Source organism: Enterococcus sp. DIV2385, assembly GCF_051711925.1.
GTDB lineage: Bacteria > Bacillota > Bacilli > Lactobacillales > Enterococcaceae > Enterococcus > Enterococcus faecalis.
The window spans coordinates 2,402,162-2,419,219 of record NZ_JBIONV010000001.1 but is presented as its reverse complement, the minus strand read 5'-3'; the positions used below and the strand labels follow the sequence as shown (position 1 = coordinate 2,419,219).

At 31.5% G+C, this 17,058-nt stretch carries 13 protein-coding genes; all 13 read left to right on the top strand.

Annotation, left to right across the window (positions count from 1 at the left end; genetic code table 11):
* The first annotated feature begins 480 nt into the window (after positions 1–480).
* The 13 genes from IGM04_RS11740 to IGM04_RS11680 all read left to right on the top strand — a co-directional run bounded on the left by IGM04_RS11740 (position 481) and on the right by IGM04_RS11680 (position 17,032).
* A complete protein-coding gene (locus IGM04_RS11740; RefSeq protein WP_250178403.1) occupies positions 481–1,905 on the top strand; it encodes a helix-turn-helix domain-containing protein in 1,425 nt (474 codons plus the stop codon).
* Positions 1,902–2,288 carry a hypothetical protein gene (locus tag IGM04_RS11735; protein ID WP_010711506.1) on the top strand — a complete coding sequence of 129 codons (387 nt, stop codon included), beginning with the start codon at positions 1,902–1,904 and terminating at the stop codon, positions 2,286–2,288. The genes IGM04_RS11740 and IGM04_RS11735 overlap by 4 nt, the downstream gene beginning before the upstream one ends.
* Before the next feature lie 17 nt (positions 2,289–2,305).
* On the top strand, positions 2,306–6,916 hold the full coding sequence (locus IGM04_RS11730; RefSeq protein WP_438792737.1) for an isopeptide-forming domain-containing fimbrial protein: 4,611 nt from the start codon (positions 2,306–2,308) through the stop codon (positions 6,914–6,916).
* A gap of 86 nt (positions 6,917–7,002) precedes the next feature.
* A complete protein-coding gene (locus tag IGM04_RS11725) occupies positions 7,003–7,215 on the top strand; it encodes a hypothetical protein (RefSeq protein ID WP_002365253.1) in 213 nt (70 codons plus the stop codon).
* Positions 7,216–7,561: 346 nt separating this feature from the next.
* Entirely contained in the window at positions 7,562–9,040 is a 1,479-nt protein-coding gene (locus tag IGM04_RS11720; RefSeq protein WP_033595051.1) for a helix-turn-helix domain-containing protein, read from the top strand.
* A gap of 640 nt (positions 9,041–9,680) precedes the next feature.
* Entirely contained in the window at positions 9,681–10,352 is a 672-nt protein-coding gene (locus IGM04_RS11715) for a WxL domain-containing protein (RefSeq protein ID WP_086318193.1), read from the top strand.
* 91 nt (positions 10,353–10,443) lie between these two features.
* Positions 10,444–10,758: an LPXTG cell wall anchor domain-containing protein gene (locus IGM04_RS11710; protein WP_239642620.1), complete on the top strand. Its 315-nt coding sequence runs from the start codon at positions 10,444–10,446 to the stop codon at positions 10,756–10,758.
* Positions 10,755–11,756 (top strand): DUF916 and DUF3324 domain-containing protein, encoded by a 1,002-nt coding sequence (locus tag IGM04_RS11705; RefSeq protein WP_033599902.1) that lies wholly within the window; start codon positions 10,755–10,757, stop codon positions 11,754–11,756. The genes IGM04_RS11710 and IGM04_RS11705 overlap by 4 nt, the downstream gene beginning before the upstream one ends.
* A gap of 1 nt (position 11,757) precedes the next feature.
* Positions 11,758–13,707, top strand: a complete 1,950-nt coding sequence (locus IGM04_RS11700; protein ID WP_438792736.1) for a bacterial Ig-like domain-containing protein — start codon at positions 11,758–11,760, stop codon at positions 13,705–13,707.
* 167 nt (positions 13,708–13,874) lie between these two features.
* On the top strand, positions 13,875–14,654 hold the full coding sequence (locus IGM04_RS11695; protein ID WP_086318195.1) for a TraX family protein: 780 nt from the start codon (positions 13,875–13,877) through the stop codon (positions 14,652–14,654).
* A gap of 823 nt (positions 14,655–15,477) precedes the next feature.
* Positions 15,478–15,606, top strand: a complete 129-nt coding sequence (locus IGM04_RS11690) for a hypothetical protein (RefSeq protein ID WP_002425286.1) — start codon at positions 15,478–15,480, stop codon at positions 15,604–15,606.
* A gap of 76 nt (positions 15,607–15,682) precedes the next feature.
* Entirely contained in the window at positions 15,683–16,180 is a 498-nt protein-coding gene (locus IGM04_RS11685) for a PepSY domain-containing protein (protein WP_238641508.1), read from the top strand.
* Between the two features lie 54 nt (positions 16,181–16,234).
* Positions 16,235–17,032, top strand: a complete 798-nt coding sequence (locus IGM04_RS11680; protein WP_086318196.1) for a GH25 family lysozyme — start codon at positions 16,235–16,237, stop codon at positions 17,030–17,032.
* Positions 17,033–17,058: the final 26 nt, after the last annotated feature.

Genomic DNA, 17,058 nt, shown 5'->3' with positions numbered 1-17,058 from the left:
ATAAAAAAAGGAACAGTCATTGCATAGTGCGCCCCCAAAGTTAGATTTTTTAGTCTAACTTTGGGGGCGCACTACATTGTTAATAGATAACTGTTCCTTTTTTATTTAGTAAATGAATTTTCGCTTGTACATAATAATATAAAGAAGACATAAAAACTAGTTTCCGCTAGTTTTTATATCAGATAGATTGTAATAGAAGTTATGAACTTCTACCAAATAATTATAGCAAAAAATTTTGATCATGTTGAATAAATACTTACTGTCATTCTGCTTTTTTTGACGTGAATAAAAAATAATAGACATCTTTAAAGGTAATTAGTATTGAAAATTTGCAGTATTGTAAGCACGACATTACAATAAATTGACTTAGTCTAAAAAATTTTTTGTGCCTGAAAAATATATAGAAAAAAACGATTATTTTGTATAGAAAAGACTGATTAATTAAACTAATATTGGTTGAGTAGAAATGGAGCTGTAGTTATGAACTTTAATGTTTTTTTAGATGAAGATCAAAGATACAAATATTATATTGTAAAGTTGCTTGAGTTGAAACAAAATACTTTTTTTTCTCAAGCACAATTGATGGAGGCATTAGGAGTTTCAAAATATAAAATAGATAGATTTTTAAAAGATATTGAAGAAGATAGTGAATTATTAAACTTGAAAATCAGCATAGTTGTAGACGTTTCAGGAGAAATAAGATCACAAGGTTTTAATAACTTAGTAACTAAAAAATTACGATTGTATTATTTGGAACAGAGCAAGCAATATCAATTATTATATGAAATGTTAGTTGGTAGCAATCAAAGTGCGGAATCATTAGCTACTAAATTATATGTTAGCCGAGCTTCTATTTACAATGTATTAAAAATCTTGAAAGATAATTTAAAAATTTACGGACTTAAAGTTAAAAATTTGAAAATAGTAGGACGCGAGTTAAAGGTACGCTCCTTTTTTTTCTCGCTATTTAATGATTTTTATTGCGGAATAACTAAGCCTTTCTCTCAAGAACTAAATAAAAGAATTAATAGCTTCAAAAATTTATTATTAGTAAATAAAAATATTTATCCTACAAAAGTACAAGAATATCGACTTGAACTTTTTATTGGTATTTCCTTTATACGAAAAGAAAAAAATTTTTTGCTAGATGAATCTGTATTAGATATTCCTGAGTTGGATTTGTATCCCTATTTTAAGTTATACGGTAGCAGCAAAAATAAATCTAACATAGATATCCAAAACGAAATACAAAATATATTATTTTTTTGTTATACAGAGAACTTGATTAGCGATCCACAATGGGAGATAAATTTTAAAGATAATAAAGAAGCATTAGATATTAGTGAAAACTTTGTAAAGGAATTAGAAAAAGTTGTTACTTTAGACATTAAATTTAAAGAACAAATAGGAAAAGAAGTATTTAGAATTAATCAGAAGTGGTTATATTTTCACTTTAAAGAGGCAACTTTTGTATTCGAGAATCAAAAAAGCTATTTTCAAGAAATATATTTTAAATGTGATTCAATTGTACGTACGTATTTAGGTCAGAGTTCGTTAGAAAAATTATTTGAAGATAAAGAAGAAAAAGTGAAAGTATATTATGATTACTTATTTCTTTTAACTACTATAGTTCCAGCAAATTTTATAGAAGAAATGATTTATGTATGTGTGGACTTTTCTCATGGAAAATTTTATAACGATTTTATCCAAAATAGTATAAAATCATTTAAAAATTTGAACATAGTTTTTGAGTATAAAATTACAAATGATACGCAAATTTATATATCCGATTTTGTTTTAGAGGGTATAAGGTGTCGGCAAGTAATTTGGAAAAATCCACCTGGGCCAAATGAATGGAAATTGTTTGGTGATCTAATTGTCAAATTGAAAGGAGGTGAAACATGAGTAAATATTTTCTATTTAGTTATCAACTATTAGCACCATTAATGTTATTAAATATATCGACCGATAACTTTCAAGAGTTCATTAGTAATGAACTCGTACAAGTTGCTCAGGTGATAGATAATCAAGCAGAACTACATTTTGGTGACAATCAAAAGAAAACTTCTGAAAAACCAGAAGTACAAATAAAAAAGGAAAAGAAAAATATTGAAATAGAAAAGAAAAAAAAGAAGAATAGGTTTGATGATGTTGATAAAATGATAACTATTTTAGAAAATCCGCCGTACTTAATTGAAAAAGATTCAGAAGAAAGTATTTTAGGAAAAGTTTTATTTAATCTTTCTGGAACAATGCTTTATGGATCTAAAGCAGAGAAAATTTATTAAATGAAAGGATACATTATATGAACTGGAAAAAGAGTTTGTCAATAGTGGGCACATTAATAATGGTAGTCGGGCAAAATATTGCTGGAGTTACTGCATTTGCTGAAACAATCAGCAATCAAGAGTCTATTATTGAAGATATTTATTTTGAAAAAAATAATACTAAAATATCAGAAATTACTTTAGAACAAGGAAAAGAAGAAACTATTACCTTTGTTGATGAAAATAAAGAAGACGAAGAGGCAATAGTAACTTTACCAGAATTGACAAAATTAAATTTATCAGAAACTAATTCACAATTAGATGATGCAAGTACTGTAAATTATGATCAAGAGACAAATAAAGTAAAAATTGTATTCAAAAATAAAGAACAAAATATCAAACGGACAAATTTGGTCCTAACTACTACTGATTCAGTGGGAAATAACCAAGAACGTATGTACGCAAAGGTTATAAGACAAGATAGTCAAATTTATACGTCTAAGCCAGTAACGATTACAACTACAAGTTCAGAAAATAATAAACAACAAGAAGAAATACAAAAGAATGAAGAAGATGGAGAATCTGCCCAGCAAAGTTCTACAAATAGTGAATCTAGTAATTCATTAGATATTAATAGTTTAAATAAAGAGCAAAAAAATGAAGTGGAAAATAATTCTAATGTAGATTCTACGGAATCCACTTCTGTGAAAAAAGAACTACAGGATAAAGAAGAATCCAAAATAAAAAGAGTCATTGAAAGTAGATCAAATATAGATGCTAATATTCCTACACCCCCTGCTTCTAGTACCAACATATTAGATTATTTTAATGTACCCAATTTAGGGAATGCTAGTAATGCGGCCTCTGTGAATGATGATTATCCTCAGTCTGTAACTATAAATCCTAATAGCACTGGACAGTTTGGCGTAATGTGGGCTAATACTGTTATTGACTTAACAAATGATTTTGATATGTCTGCCTATGTGTATATGTATAATCCTATCAATCCAGAGAAACATGGAGACGGTTTAAATTTTGTTCTTCAAAATGATTCAAATGAAAATAAAGCATATGGACAAACAGGATGGGGAATTGGTACGTATGGCACTTCGAGCGAAGCCAAGATAAAAAATGCTTTAGCTTTCGAGATGGATACTTATTACAATGGGAGCGGTTCTGAATTAGGTATTGATGTTATAGGCGATGGCCAAACGCAAAATTTACAAAAAGTAAATTACAATGGGCATATCGCCGTTTTAGAAACCAATAAAGATGTCAGTTCAGATTATGCTAGTGCTTCAGGTATTGATACTGGACATGGTGGTAATTTTGGACAAATGACACATAACAATGTGCAGTATGGGACAGATACCAACCCAGTATTTGGAAACAAATGGAAAAACTTCAAAGTTCATTGGGATTCTGCTAATCAAATAATTACTTACGAGTTAGAAGGATTTAATCCTACAAATTATCATGTAAGTGATTTAAATCAAACGTTTGGCGGAAAACTGGTTAGGTTTGGCTTTACAGGATCAACAGGATCAAGTACAGAATATAACCTAGTATCATTTAATCAATTACCAGTAGCACCGGTTACTGTTTTCTATAAGGACATTGATACAAATGAAGAGATAGCAGATTCGGAACTATTAACAGGTAAATTAGGAGATTCTTGGAAAAGCGAACAAAAAGATATTGACCAGTATGAGTTTGTAAAAGTAGATAAAAAAACAGAAGGTTCCTTTACTCAAACAGCCCAAGAAGTAACATATTTCTACAGAAAACTTCTACCAAAAGTAGAAGTAAAAAAATCAGTAGATAAAGAAACTGCTAAAGTAGGCGATGAACTAACATATACAATTACAGCGAAAAATAGTGGTGAGGGTAATTGGAATGGCACGATCACCGATAAAATTCCGACGGAATATGTGAACTTGATAAGTGGAACAACAACCATAAATGGTGAAAAAGTAGAAGATAATGATGTCTGGAAAGACAATGTATTAAATGTAAAACAAACAATTAAAGCTGGAGAAAGTGTCACAATTACGTTTAAAGTAAAAACAATCAAAGCAGCAGAAGGTCAAACGATTGCGAACGTGGCAGAAACAGATGATCCAAACGTACCACCAACTCCACCAGCGGAAACAAAAGTACCAAAAGTAGAGTTAACAAAAACAGCTGACAAAGCTAACGCCAAAGTAGGCGAAGAAATCACCTATACAATCACAGCGAAAAATAGTGGGAATGGCGATTGGGAAAATGGCACAATCACCGATAAAATTCCGACGGAATATGTGAACTTGGTAAGTGGAACAACAACTGTAAATGGTGAAAAAGTAGAAGATAATGATGTCTGGAAAGACAATGTATTAAATGTAAAACAAACAATTAAAGCTGGAGAAAGTGTCACAATTACGTTTAAAGTAAAAACAATCAAAGCAGCAGAAGGTCAAACGATTGCGAACGTGGCAGAAACAGATGATCCAAACGTACCACCAACTCCACCAGCGGAAACAAAAGTACCAAAAGTAGAGTTAACAAAAACAGCTGACAAAGCTAACGCCAAAGTAGGCGAAGAAATCACCTATACAATCACAGCGAAAAATAGTGGGAATGGCGATTGGGAAAATGGCACAATCACCGATAAAATTCCGACGGAATATGTGAACTTGGTAAGTGGAACAACAACCGTAAATGGTGAAAAAGTAGAAGATAATGATGTCTGGAAAGACAATGTATTAAATGTAAAACAAACAATTAAAGCTGGAGAAAGTGTCACAATTACGTTTAAAGTAAAAACAATCAAAGCAGCAGAAGGTCAAACGATTGCGAACGTGGCAGAAACAGATGATCCAAACGTACCACCAACTCCACCAGCGGAAACAAAAGTACCAAAAGTAGAGTTAACAAAAACAGCTGACAAAGCTAACGCCAAAGTAGGCGAAGAAATCACCTATACAATCACAGCGAAAAATAGTGGGAATGGCGATTGGGAAAATGGTACAATCACCGATAAAATTCCGACGGAATATGTGAACTTGGTAAGTGGAACAACAACCGTAAATGGTGAAAAAGTAGAAGATAATGATGTCTGGAAAGACAATGTATTAAATGTAAAACAAACAATTAAAGCTGGAGAAAGTGTCACAATTACGTTTAAAGTAAAAACAATCAAAGCAGCAGAAGGTCAAACGATTGCGAACGTGGCAGAAACAGATGATCCAAACGTACCACCAACTCCACCAGCGGAAACAAAAGTACCAAAAGTAGAGTTAACAAAAACTGCCGACAAAGCTAACGCCAAAGTAGGCGAAGAAATCACCTATACAATCACAGCGAAAAATAGTGGGAATGGCGATTGGGAAAACGGTACAATCACCGATAAAATTCCGACGGAATATGTGAACTTGGTAAGTGGAACAACAACCGTAAATGGTGAAAAAGTAGAAGATAATGATGTCTGGAAAGACAATGTATTAAATGTAAAACAAACAATTAAAGCTGGAGAAAGTGTCACAATTACGTTTAAAGTAAAAGCAATCAAAGCAGCAGAAGGTCAAACGATTGCGAATGTGGCAGAAACAGATGATCCAAACGTACCACCAACTCCACCAGCGGAAACAAAAGTACCAAAAGTAGAGTTAACAAAAACAGCTGACAAAGCTAACGCCAAAGTAGGCGAAGAAATCACCTATACAATCACAGCGAAAAATAGTGGGAATGGCGATTGGGAAAATGGCACAATCACCGATAAAATTCCGACGAAATATGTGAACTTGGTAAGTGGAACAACAACCATAAATGGTGAAAAAGTAGAAGATAATGATGTCTGGAAAGACAATGTATTAAATGTAAAACAAACAATTAAAGCTGGAGAAAGTGTCACAATTACGTTTAAAGTAAAAGCAATCAAAGCAGCTGAAGGTCAAACGATTGCGAATGTGGCAGAAACAGATGATTCAAACGTACCACCAACTCCACCAGCAGAAACAAAAGTACCTATTGAACCTACTATTCACAAGAATATAGAAGGTGTACAGAAGTTAATACTAAAGAATAATAAACAGAAATTTAATTGGAATATTACTGTTTCTTTTGGAACCAATACTATGAATTGGAAACAAGCTTCCATTACAGACTCAGTAAATAATTTATTAGACATTGTGAAAGTTACAGTAGTGGATGAAAATGGCGAAAATGTGACTGGGAACGGTACACTGAGTACAGAAAACAACAAAGTCATTTTTGAAATTAATAAAAAAGATGACAGCTATACTTATTTGGCAGGTCATACGTATACCATGATAATTACCACAAAAATCAAAGATAGTGTAACGGATAAAGAGTTGGCTCCATATATTAAAGATGGTGGAGTGCCAAACCAAGCATATTTAAACTTTGGTAATGAAGGAGATAAAAAGCATTCAGAAATACCTAAAATAGTTCCGCTAAAAGGAGCTTCTCCAGAAAAAACTAATACTCCAAGTAATCAAACTGATAAAGGTAATCTTACTCCTTCAAAAGGTATTTTCCCACATACTGGAGAAAATCAAATGCTAAGTAATATACTGCTTGTTGTAGGGACATGTATTTTAATAATCCTTACAGTATATTATATTCTTAAAAAAAGACGAATTGAATAGTTAATTTGTAGTATAGTCAGAGTAGGTTTGTATTACTTGATATTATATAAGCTGTTCTAATAGTTATTAAGGTTAGGTTGTATAGTATGAAACTAAATTTTGATGAAATTAAAGAGATTTTGTTGTGTTATCCAGAGGGAATATCTTTAGATGACTTACTTATGATTATGGATATGGATGTTATAAATTCAAATCGCATAATTGTAATAAGTATTTTAAAATATCATGATGAAATTAAAAAAGTATACACTAATGAATTTGGAAGAATAAAAACTGAATATAAACTAATTTTTGATTAAAACAATCTATATATTGGAAAAGAATACTTTTATAATTACGAATATTTAATTTATCAAAGAATATTACCTGTAAATCATCCGTACACGATTGAACAAACATACACCCTGAATGTTTGTTCAATTGTGTATTTTTAGTATGTATAATATTAGGATGTATTAAATAGCTTACAAAATTGATATATGTTTAAATCTTTTTATCTATTGTATTAGGGCTACGCTTCAAGTATAGTAGTTGATGTTCTAAAATTTTGTTGATTTCCTACTTCGTATTTGAATCCTATCTTTATTGGAATCTTATTTTTGGTATATACAACTCAAAATATAGCTGATAAGAAGGAGAATTTATATGAAACTAGATAAATTAAAAAATCTTGTATTAAGCCAAACGCAATTAAAGAGCTTGGTTGTAGTTTATAATCTGTATCCTAGAGGCAAACAAATGAATGAGCTAGAAAATCTCTGCCAAGTTTCTAAAAATGAATTAAAGAGAGTCCTAAAAGTATTGGATGAAGAAGTCAAAAGCCTTCACTTCTTTGATAAGATTGACAATATACTAGTGGTTAAAGATAAGTTTGTTTCATTTAATTCTGAAATAAATGAAGCAACTTATACAATGTTGCTTATGCAGTTAAGAAAAAAATATTTACTTTCTTCAAGTGTTTACAAAGCATTGCTATTTGTATTAGAGCAACGCTATTTTTGTTTGCAAGAATTAGCTGATCACTTGTTCTATAGTGATTCTTATACTTATAAAATAATAAAAAGATTGAAAAATTTTTTCTATTACTTAGAAACAGATTTAAAATTAGTGAAAGTTAATAAATCTGATCTCTATCTTGAGGGGAGGGAATCTTCTAAAATAATTTTCCACTATTTATTAGTCATGTTGGTTTCCCATGAAAATGAATGGGTATTTCAAGACAGTGAAAAAGAAGTGGTGTTATCTTACCAGCCCACAAAAATTTTAGATAGCTTAGAGTTACTAAGCGACTGTAATAGAGATAAAATTTTGAATCTTTTAACAATCTATAAAATAACCTCTCACGTTAAGGACCCCTTACTTTGCCTATCTAAAAATATTATTGAAATAGGTGAACTGATGGATAACGATGGTGAATTTCCATTTTATATAAATCAAACTGTCGACGTATTAAATGATGATCGAAACATTCATTTCATATTCATGGTTCATTATTTCATACAAGAATTACGTGATAGAAATCAGAAAATTCTAGTTGGAAAGAATTATACGACACTTGAAGAAAATGAAATCATACAAACGTGTATATATTTTCTAGAGGATATAAAACAAAATTTTTCGATATCTCAAGATTGTTACTATGAACTGCTATATACGTTATGTAAAAGGTTAGTTGTTGTTCATCATTTAGGATTGCACCAGTTTATGTTTGAGAGACATACTGTAGAATTTAAAGGTGTTGTTGATAGGCGTGTTGAAGTATTATTTGATAAATATTTTTATGGTTATCAAAATGAAAGGTCATACGCAAAATTAAAATATAGCCTAATTCCTTTAGTCACTAGTTATGTGAAGTTAGCTGTGGAACAGCCTCTAAAAATATACGTTGAATTCCAACATCATTCAGAAGACAGAATGATTGTTGTGAATGCATTAAAACACAGATATAGTATAAAAATTTTAGAAATAGTAGAAAGGTATGAATTGGCAGACATTATTATTTCTGATACCCCTTCGACCTCTTTTAAAGAAAAAACTTATTTTTTAATTCGTCATGCTTTAGATCCACATACTTGGTGTTCTTCCATCGTTGAATATGTTAACAGTATTTTAAATACTAAATAAATTTAAGCGAAACCTCAATTAATAAAATTTGAGGTTTTTTTTGTGTATCAATATACAGCTGAACCTTACTAGTTATCACGGAAGACTAGTCTTTCGACTTAGACTATCAGACAGGTTTTTATCCAAAAAGTAACAAAATTAAAAAAACAAGATAAGACTTTAGCGGAAAAAGATGCTATTTTTTACGTGAGGTATCAGTATACACATAATCATCTATTTATTCAGGCAACTGTTTGATAAAGGATAAAGATTCATATACCAAGTGGATAATAAGTCAACACTACGATTTTAGATAGTTACTAGCATTAAATACTGTATCTCATAAGGATAAATAGGTGTATACCAAACATATATGTCTGGTGTGTAAGCACAAAATATTACTCTATCCATAGTAGATATATAAGAAAATTCCCCCTATTTTTATTTTGAAGCAAGAACAGACTGACATATGTGTTTGGTTATCTTATTAAAGTAAAGGAGGAAATACAGTAAATTACACACGAAAAAGTCATTATGTGTAGGGAACAGTTATGCTATGACAGACAAGTTATTTTGAGGATAATTCTTGTCCATACAAAGAAAGAGTGGAAACTAGCTAGATTTTTTAACAGATAAACAAAACAGGAGGAGAAATATACGTATGAAAAAACTAATTTTAGGAACCAGTTTAGTTATTACTTCGCTTTTCGTTAGTGCCCAGATCACACATGCGGAAATAAAAAGTAAAGCAGAAACAAAAAGTACAGTGAAAACAATTTTAGGAGATACTAATGGAGCAGTAGATCCTGTAGATCCTACCAATCCAAACAAACCAAATCCAGAAGTGCCTGGCACAGGAAATACTGGACCGCTTACAATAGACCATGCTTCTAGCATTGAGTTTGGAGAACAGGAAATTAAAGAAAAAGAAGCTGTTTATAATGTGAAAACAGAACATCCTTATGTACAGGTAACCGACCGGCGAGCTACTGGAGCTGGCTGGACACTAAAAGCCTCTATTGATGAGTTTAACAGTGAAGATAAGAAAAAAACGTTAAAAGGAGCAGAACTTTCTTTAAAAAACGGTACCATTAAATCAACAAGTGGAAACGTATCTGAAAAACCTAAAGGATATGATGTCAATTTGAACAAAGATTTACAAGTAATTATGCAAGCTGGATCGGATCAAGGCATGGGGACTTGGGTAGATGCGTTTTCTGGAACAAAAGATAATAATGCAAATGTCCAGTTAAAAGTACCGGCCGGATCCGCACGAGCTAAACAAAATTACTCAAGCGTTATCCGTTGGGAGTTAACCGATGCGCCTGCCTAATGCCAGTACGCTTTCTAAAGCCAACAACTATTTTTTTGGCTTTAGAGAGTAATTTACATACATCATATAGATTAGTTAGAGGTGAATAAACTTGAAAAAGTTAGCTATACTCTTATTTATGTTAAGCGGATTTTTAGTCAAAGTGGATGTAGACGCTGCTGATACACAACAAAAATCAAATGCTGAAAGTCAAGTCACAATTACATTTGTAGAAAGTTCAGAAAAGCAAGAACAGGTGGAAAGCAAAGATTCTCAGAAGATGACTTTCGATAGAAGTTCAAAAACATTTTTGCCTAGTACAGGGTCAAAAATGAGTGGGCTATTATTCATATTGGGTATATTAGCGTTTTTTCTAAGTGTTACTATTCTATCAATGAGAAGAAAACATAGGAGGAATAACTTATGAGAAAAATCATCTATTCGCTCTGTATCATTTGTTTTATCGTCATATTACTGGCCGATAGAGCTTATGCAGCGGACATGGCGTACAGTGTCAAGGCAAACTTACCAGAAAATCAGCGAAACAATGAACATACGTATTTCGATTTATTCATGCAACCTAAACAAAAGCAAGCAATCAGCATTACCTTTGAAAATCATTCAGAAAATCCAATTGAATTAGAAGTGAATTATCATGCAGCACAAACGAATGATAATGGTGTCATTGATTATAAAGGAACAAAAGAAAGAAAAGATAGTAGTTTAGCGTACGATTTAAAAGAGCTTATCACAGGTGACCAAACCGTAAAGTTGAATGGTAACGAAAAAAAAGAAGTACCCTATACTATCACAATGCCTGAACAAAAATTTGAAGGAATTCTTTTAGGGGGGTTCCATATTCATAAGAAGGACAAAGAAGCTGCTACGAATCAAAAATTTCAAATCAAAAATGACTATTCTTATGTCATTGGGTTGCAAGTGACAGAAACAGAGCAAAAAGTAACACCAGAATTAAAACTAAACACAGTTGAGCCTGGCTTAAATAATTATCGAACGACATTGTTTGCTAATCTTCAAAATACGACTGCGACAATGATTACGGATATGACTGTCACCGCTGAAGTCTACAAAGAAAACGGTAAAGAAGTCCTTCATAAAACAGTCAAAAATAATCAATCAATGGCTCCGAATTCAAACTATAACTTTCCAATTTCATGGGATAATCAAGCATTTCAACCAGGTAAATATAGTTTAAAACTAAATGCAAGTGACAAAGCAGGTCACAAGTGGTCGTTTAATAAAGAATTTGAGATAAAAGACAACGTAAAAAAATATAATGAAGAAGCAGTCAATATAAAAGATCAAACTAATAAAAATGACTATATAATTTATATTTTAGTTTTTGTACTGGTTGTCACACTAGGAATTATTATCTATTTATTGTGGAAAATAAAGCAAAAGTGAGGTGGACATTGATTATATGAAAAAAAAGGTTATGTTACTTCTATATATACTGATTTTCCAAATTTTCTCTATAAATCAGGAACAGATAGCTTTTGCAGAAATAGCAAATGTACCAACTGAAGAAAAAATAAATAATAGCTTTAATGAAACTGAAATCTCTCCGAGTATAAGCGGTTTTGAACCCAGTATCCAAATTATCGACCCGTATGAGATCTGTATAGGAGATGAATTTGACGAATCCTATCCTTTTATCAGTGGAAGGAACCAAGATGGTAAAATAATTAACTTTAATGAAATTCAGGTATCTTGGAGATCCGGATTTCCAATTAATCCAAGTATTGTAGGTGCTCAGGAAGTTTTGGTATACAAATATAGTACTCCTGGGTATAGTATAGTCAGAGAATTATATGTTAAGGTTGTTGCTAGAGATGGGAGAAGAGCAGAATTACAAGACACAGAATTATATGTAGGCCAGAAATGGGACTTAGGAAGTGTTTTTAAAAATGTGCGAGATAGAGACGGAAACCCAATGAAACCAGAGCAAGTAAACGACGTTTGGATAAATGATAATAGAGAAAAAGAAATAGATACTAGTAAACCGGGTATGCATTTACTAAAGATTGGTGTATCAAGTCCAAGAACCAAACCTTTGGTATTCAGTAATGTAGCCCTTGTAATTGTAAAAGAAGATAAAACAAAAGCAGAATTACAAGACACAGAATTATATGTAGGCCAGAAATGGGACTTAGGAAGTGTCTTTAAGAATGTAGTAGACAAAGATGGAAATCCCATTAAACCAGAACAAGTAGAACGGGTCTGGGTAGATGGTCAGGAAAAAGTTAGAGAAATAGATACTAGTAAACCGGGTAAACATACTGTACAAATTGCTGTACCCAATGCACATAATCAATGGGTCAATAGTAATACAGCTACAGTAACTGTAAAAGAAGATAAAACAAAAGCAGAATTACAAGACACAGAATTATATGTAGGCCAGAAATGGGACTTAGGAAGTGTCTTTAAGAATGTAGTAGACAAAGATGGAAATCCCATTAAACCAGAACAAGTAGAACGGGTCTGGGTAGATGGTCAGGAAAAAGTTAGAGAAATAGATACTAGTAAACCGGGTAAACATACTGTACAAATTGCTGTACCCAATGCACATAATCAATGGGTCAATAGTAATACAGCTACAGTAACCGTTAAGGAAGATAAAACAAAAGCAATATTAAAAGACGCAGAGTTATATGTAGGTCAGAAATGGGACTTAGGAAGTGTCCTCGAAAGTGTGGTAGATAAAGACGGAAATCCAATTAAACTAGAGAAAATAAAATGGGTACAAATAAACAGAAAGTGGATTGATTTACATGAAAATAAAACAAAAGAATTGATAGATACTAGTAAGCCAGGTATGCATAAAGTGCAAATCGCTGTGGCAAATGCATCTAGCAGTACATCACCATGGACATATAGTAATGAAGTTACGGTAACTGTAAAAGAAGAACCATTTACTATTAAACAGGTGCCATACTTTGACTTTGAAGATCACATTCTTGTATCAACAAATAAATCAGTAGTTAATAAGAAAGAAAACCCAACAATTGACTTAGAAACCCCTTCAATCATGGGAAAAGATTGGCAATTACAAGTTGAACTATCTCCGTTTTTAGATAAAGAGAATAGTAAAAGTATTTTGAAAGGAGTGAGTTTGTTTATTCCGAAGGGAAAACTAGAATCTGATTTAGAAACAGAGGAACCTACTCAATATGACTGTCAATTAGAAGCAAATGGAAAAGCGAGTATTTTAATGCATGGAACGAAAACAAAAGGTAAAGGTCGTTGGAAAAATAAATTGGCAACAAAAGGAATAACCTTGTCTATTCCACCAGAAAATAAAACAGGTAATTATGAATCAACATTACATTGGACACTATTAGATGTGCCTGGATAAAGTGTTAATGGCGACTTGGCGTAGAAACAAGAACCATTTAAACGAATAATATATATTATCAAGAATAAGGATATATTTTTGAAGTAAATGTGAATAAAAAAGCTATCCAGAAGTTAAAATTTCAACTTCTGGATAGACTTGAGAAACTGATAGTGAGGCTTGTAAACATGAAGAAATATTTAACAGGATTTCAATTAAAGATTATCGGATTGATTACAATGGTAATTGATCACTTAGCAGAATTTTTCAATTTTTTAGGAGTTCCATCATGGTTCCATTGGATTGGAAGAATTACTGCCCCTATTTTTTTATTTGAAAGTTCTGAAGGTTTTGTTCATACGAGTAATCGGAAAAAATATATGTTGCGATTACTAGTAGGCTTTTGGGTAATGAATTTAATAAATTTAGTATTGAATCAATACTTTGTGGTTAATGGAGAAATTATAGCAAATAATGTTTTTAGTACATTATTTTTAGGAACAGTTTATATGCAATCTATTGCATATCTTAAAGAAAGAAAATTTGTTGCAAGCTTCTTTTGGTTTATCATTCCTATCTTAATAGGATTAATTTCATTTATATTTACAATAGGTGAAATGAGTACGATAAAAATGATTAGTTTACAACTATATACCTTATTTGTACCATCTTTGTTTGCTACTGAAGGTGGATTTTTGATGGTAATGTTAGGAGTATTGTTCTATATATTTCATGGAAAAAAATTTTTTCAGGTTTTATCGTTAGGAATTGTGTCTTTTATTTCAGCAGCAGCAACAGGTTTTTCAGATTTATTTTCTAGTAACGATCAATGGATGATGTTCTTCTCAGCAATTCCTATTATTTTATATAACGGAGAAAAAGGAAAAGGGTTAAAAAGTTTCTTCTATTACTTTTACCCTGCACATATTATCTTATTTGCCATTCTTTCTTTTGTCCTTCGTCAATAGGAACAGTTCAGAATTAAAATTTGTTCACTCATATAAAGAAATCTATGAGTGAGTGTCTTTAGTCGTTAATTCCTAAATTTTGTATGTTATTATTCTTAAACTAAATTGGTAATACTTTTGAGAAAAAACAATAAAAGATGTACTTCATGTGTTTTCACTTTTTACTGAAATTATAGTGTCACGGAATAGTTCATTTCAAAATATTATAGCAAAACTATTAGTATGGACTTAGAGTCAATCTTTCATTTTTGTTAGCAAAATTTTATATTGTTCAATAGACAAGTGTATCCTGAATATATTTTAATAAGATTAAGTACTTTAAAATTAAGGAAAGTTGATATAAAACATGTTGAAAGATAAATAGATAAAGGAGAACTTAGGTTGTTATTCATACTATCATTAAAATTTGTTTCGATGATAGCAATCATTTTCATCGGGATTAAGGCACATTGCGAAAATCATGATGACTATTTTTGAAAATGAGTATTGATTATTAGTAACTTAAATAATAAGTGACTATAAAAATATGAAATTTATTTTCTCTTCTGGATGTATGTGATCTTGTCTATCAGGCACCAGTAAATGGGAAATATTTAAAATAGAAAAAGAAAATTTATTTTATATAAATTTCCAATCAAATTATCAAAGAAAGGGCTAAAAAAGTATGTGTACGAAAAAAGATATTATTGAATTACTGAGAAATCCAATGATTACATCGTATTCTATTGAAAAAATGTCTAACGGACGAATATCTACTACTACAGCATCCAAATATCGGAATCGTGTAAAACAAGAGATAGATCCATTCCTTATATTCACTAAGATGTCTTATAGAACTATAAAAAATTTCGAGGAATTAGCTAAAGAATTAAAAGAAGTGAATCCTAAGACAAAAGAAGAAGTTACAATGATGATTGACAATTATAGTTTGAGAAATTACTACAAATTATAAAGTATCAAACTTTAATAAAACTAATTACCATTTTTGGATATAAAATCATGATAATATAGGTTAGGAGCTGACTGTATTGAATTTAAAAAGAATCTTTTTTGTCGTAGCAATGCTAGGAGGAATCGTTACTTTGACTGCCTGTGGTCTGGGTAAGGATGAGGTAACAAACACAAACTATAAGGTAACTGTTGAAGACGCAGCAAATATTTACCAAAAAAATACGAATAATTCAGAAATTCTGTCTATTAACTTTGACATTGGTGAAAGCTCTAAAGAATATGAGTATATGTTTGTTAACAAGACTGAAAAAATATATATAAATCCACAAAACGAAAAAGTAAAAAAAGAAAGCATTACTAGCGGTGGAGAGAATAATAAAGAACCATTTAATGCAAAAGAGCTTGAAGGGACTAAATCTACAAAAAAAGTTCTAGAAGAAGCTAAAAACAAGGTAGGAGGGATTTCTCCAAGAGTATTGGATTGGCGATTAGAAAAAAAAGACGGAACATTAGTTTATGATATCAATGTTAAGACAAGCACAGGCTCTGAAAGAGTTCTATTAAGTGCGAAATAATTTATAAGTGTTATAAATTATGTAACATGTAACAAAAAAGAAAGGAATGGTTAAATGAAACGTTCTGCGAAGTTATTTATTTTAGGAATAGGACTAACTTTTGGAGGTCTTATAACGAGTGTTCCAGCAGAAGCAAAAAATATCGTGACGAGTAACTATGAATTAGGAAGTTTTGCTCAAAATGACCCTGTCAATCAACCCTTGCTAAGAAGTAAACGTAGTCTCAGTGAAACACCTCTGAGAGTGGATTTTATCGATATTTCCTCTCACAATGGAGAGATTTCTGTAGAACAATTTCAAAAGATGAAAAACATGGGAATTAAAGGCGTAGTAGTCAAATTAACTGAAGGAACAACCTACAAAAACCCGTTAGCCCCTAGTCAAATTACCAATGCCAAAAAAGCAGGTCTGACTGTTTCAACGTATCATTTTTCTTGGTTTGAAAATCAACAAGAAGCAATTGATCAAGCCAATTACTATGCGGATTACGCAGAAGAATTAGGGCTATCCCAAAATAGCGTCATGGTTAACGATGCAGAAACCACGCCAATGATTAACGCGGATGCTACAAAAGTTTCTGTCTACTTTAGAGATCAATTAGCAAAACGTGGCTTCAAAAACGTTGTCCATTATTCTAGCGTTAGTTGGTTCAATAATAATTGGATGGAATATGACGTTTTAGGTAAAGAAAATAGTTGGGTGGCAGAATGGCCGGCGAATCCAAGTGCCAATAACTTACTACACACAGACACAGCTGCTTGGCAATGGAGTAGTCAAGGCTCTTTTGATTTCGTTCCTGGAATTAACTTTGATTTCAACGTGGATTACTTAGGACGCTTTACTACTAATTGAATAAAAGAGAGTAGGATATAAGGACT

Excerpts from the sequence above, each read along its gene's own strand:
- IGM04_RS11740 (WP_250178403.1), top strand. The coding sequence starts at position 481 with ATGAACTTTAATGTTTTTTTAGATGAAGATCAAAGATACAAATATTAT.
- IGM04_RS11735 (WP_010711506.1), top strand. The coding sequence starts at position 1,902 with ATGAGTAAATATTTTCTATTTAGTTATCAACTATTAGCACCATTAATG.
- IGM04_RS11730 (WP_438792737.1), top strand. The coding sequence starts at position 2,306 with ATGAACTGGAAAAAGAGTTTGTCAATAGTGGGCACATTAATAATGGTA.
- IGM04_RS11725 (WP_002365253.1), top strand. The coding sequence starts at position 7,003 with ATGAAACTAAATTTTGATGAAATTAAAGAGATTTTGTTGTGTTATCCA.
- IGM04_RS11720 (WP_033595051.1), top strand. The coding sequence starts at position 7,562 with ATGAAACTAGATAAATTAAAAAATCTTGTATTAAGCCAAACGCAATTA.
- IGM04_RS11715 (WP_086318193.1), top strand. The coding sequence starts at position 9,681 with ATGAAAAAACTAATTTTAGGAACCAGTTTAGTTATTACTTCGCTTTTC.
- IGM04_RS11705 (WP_033599902.1), top strand. The coding sequence starts at position 10,755 with ATGAGAAAAATCATCTATTCGCTCTGTATCATTTGTTTTATCGTCATA.
- IGM04_RS11695 (WP_086318195.1), top strand. The coding sequence starts at position 13,875 with ATGAAGAAATATTTAACAGGATTTCAATTAAAGATTATCGGATTGATT.
- IGM04_RS11690 (WP_002425286.1), top strand. The coding sequence starts at position 15,478 with ATGTCTTATAGAACTATAAAAAATTTCGAGGAATTAGCTAAAGAATTA.
- IGM04_RS11680 (WP_086318196.1), top strand. The coding sequence starts at position 16,235 with ATGAAACGTTCTGCGAAGTTATTTATTTTAGGAATAGGACTAACTTTT.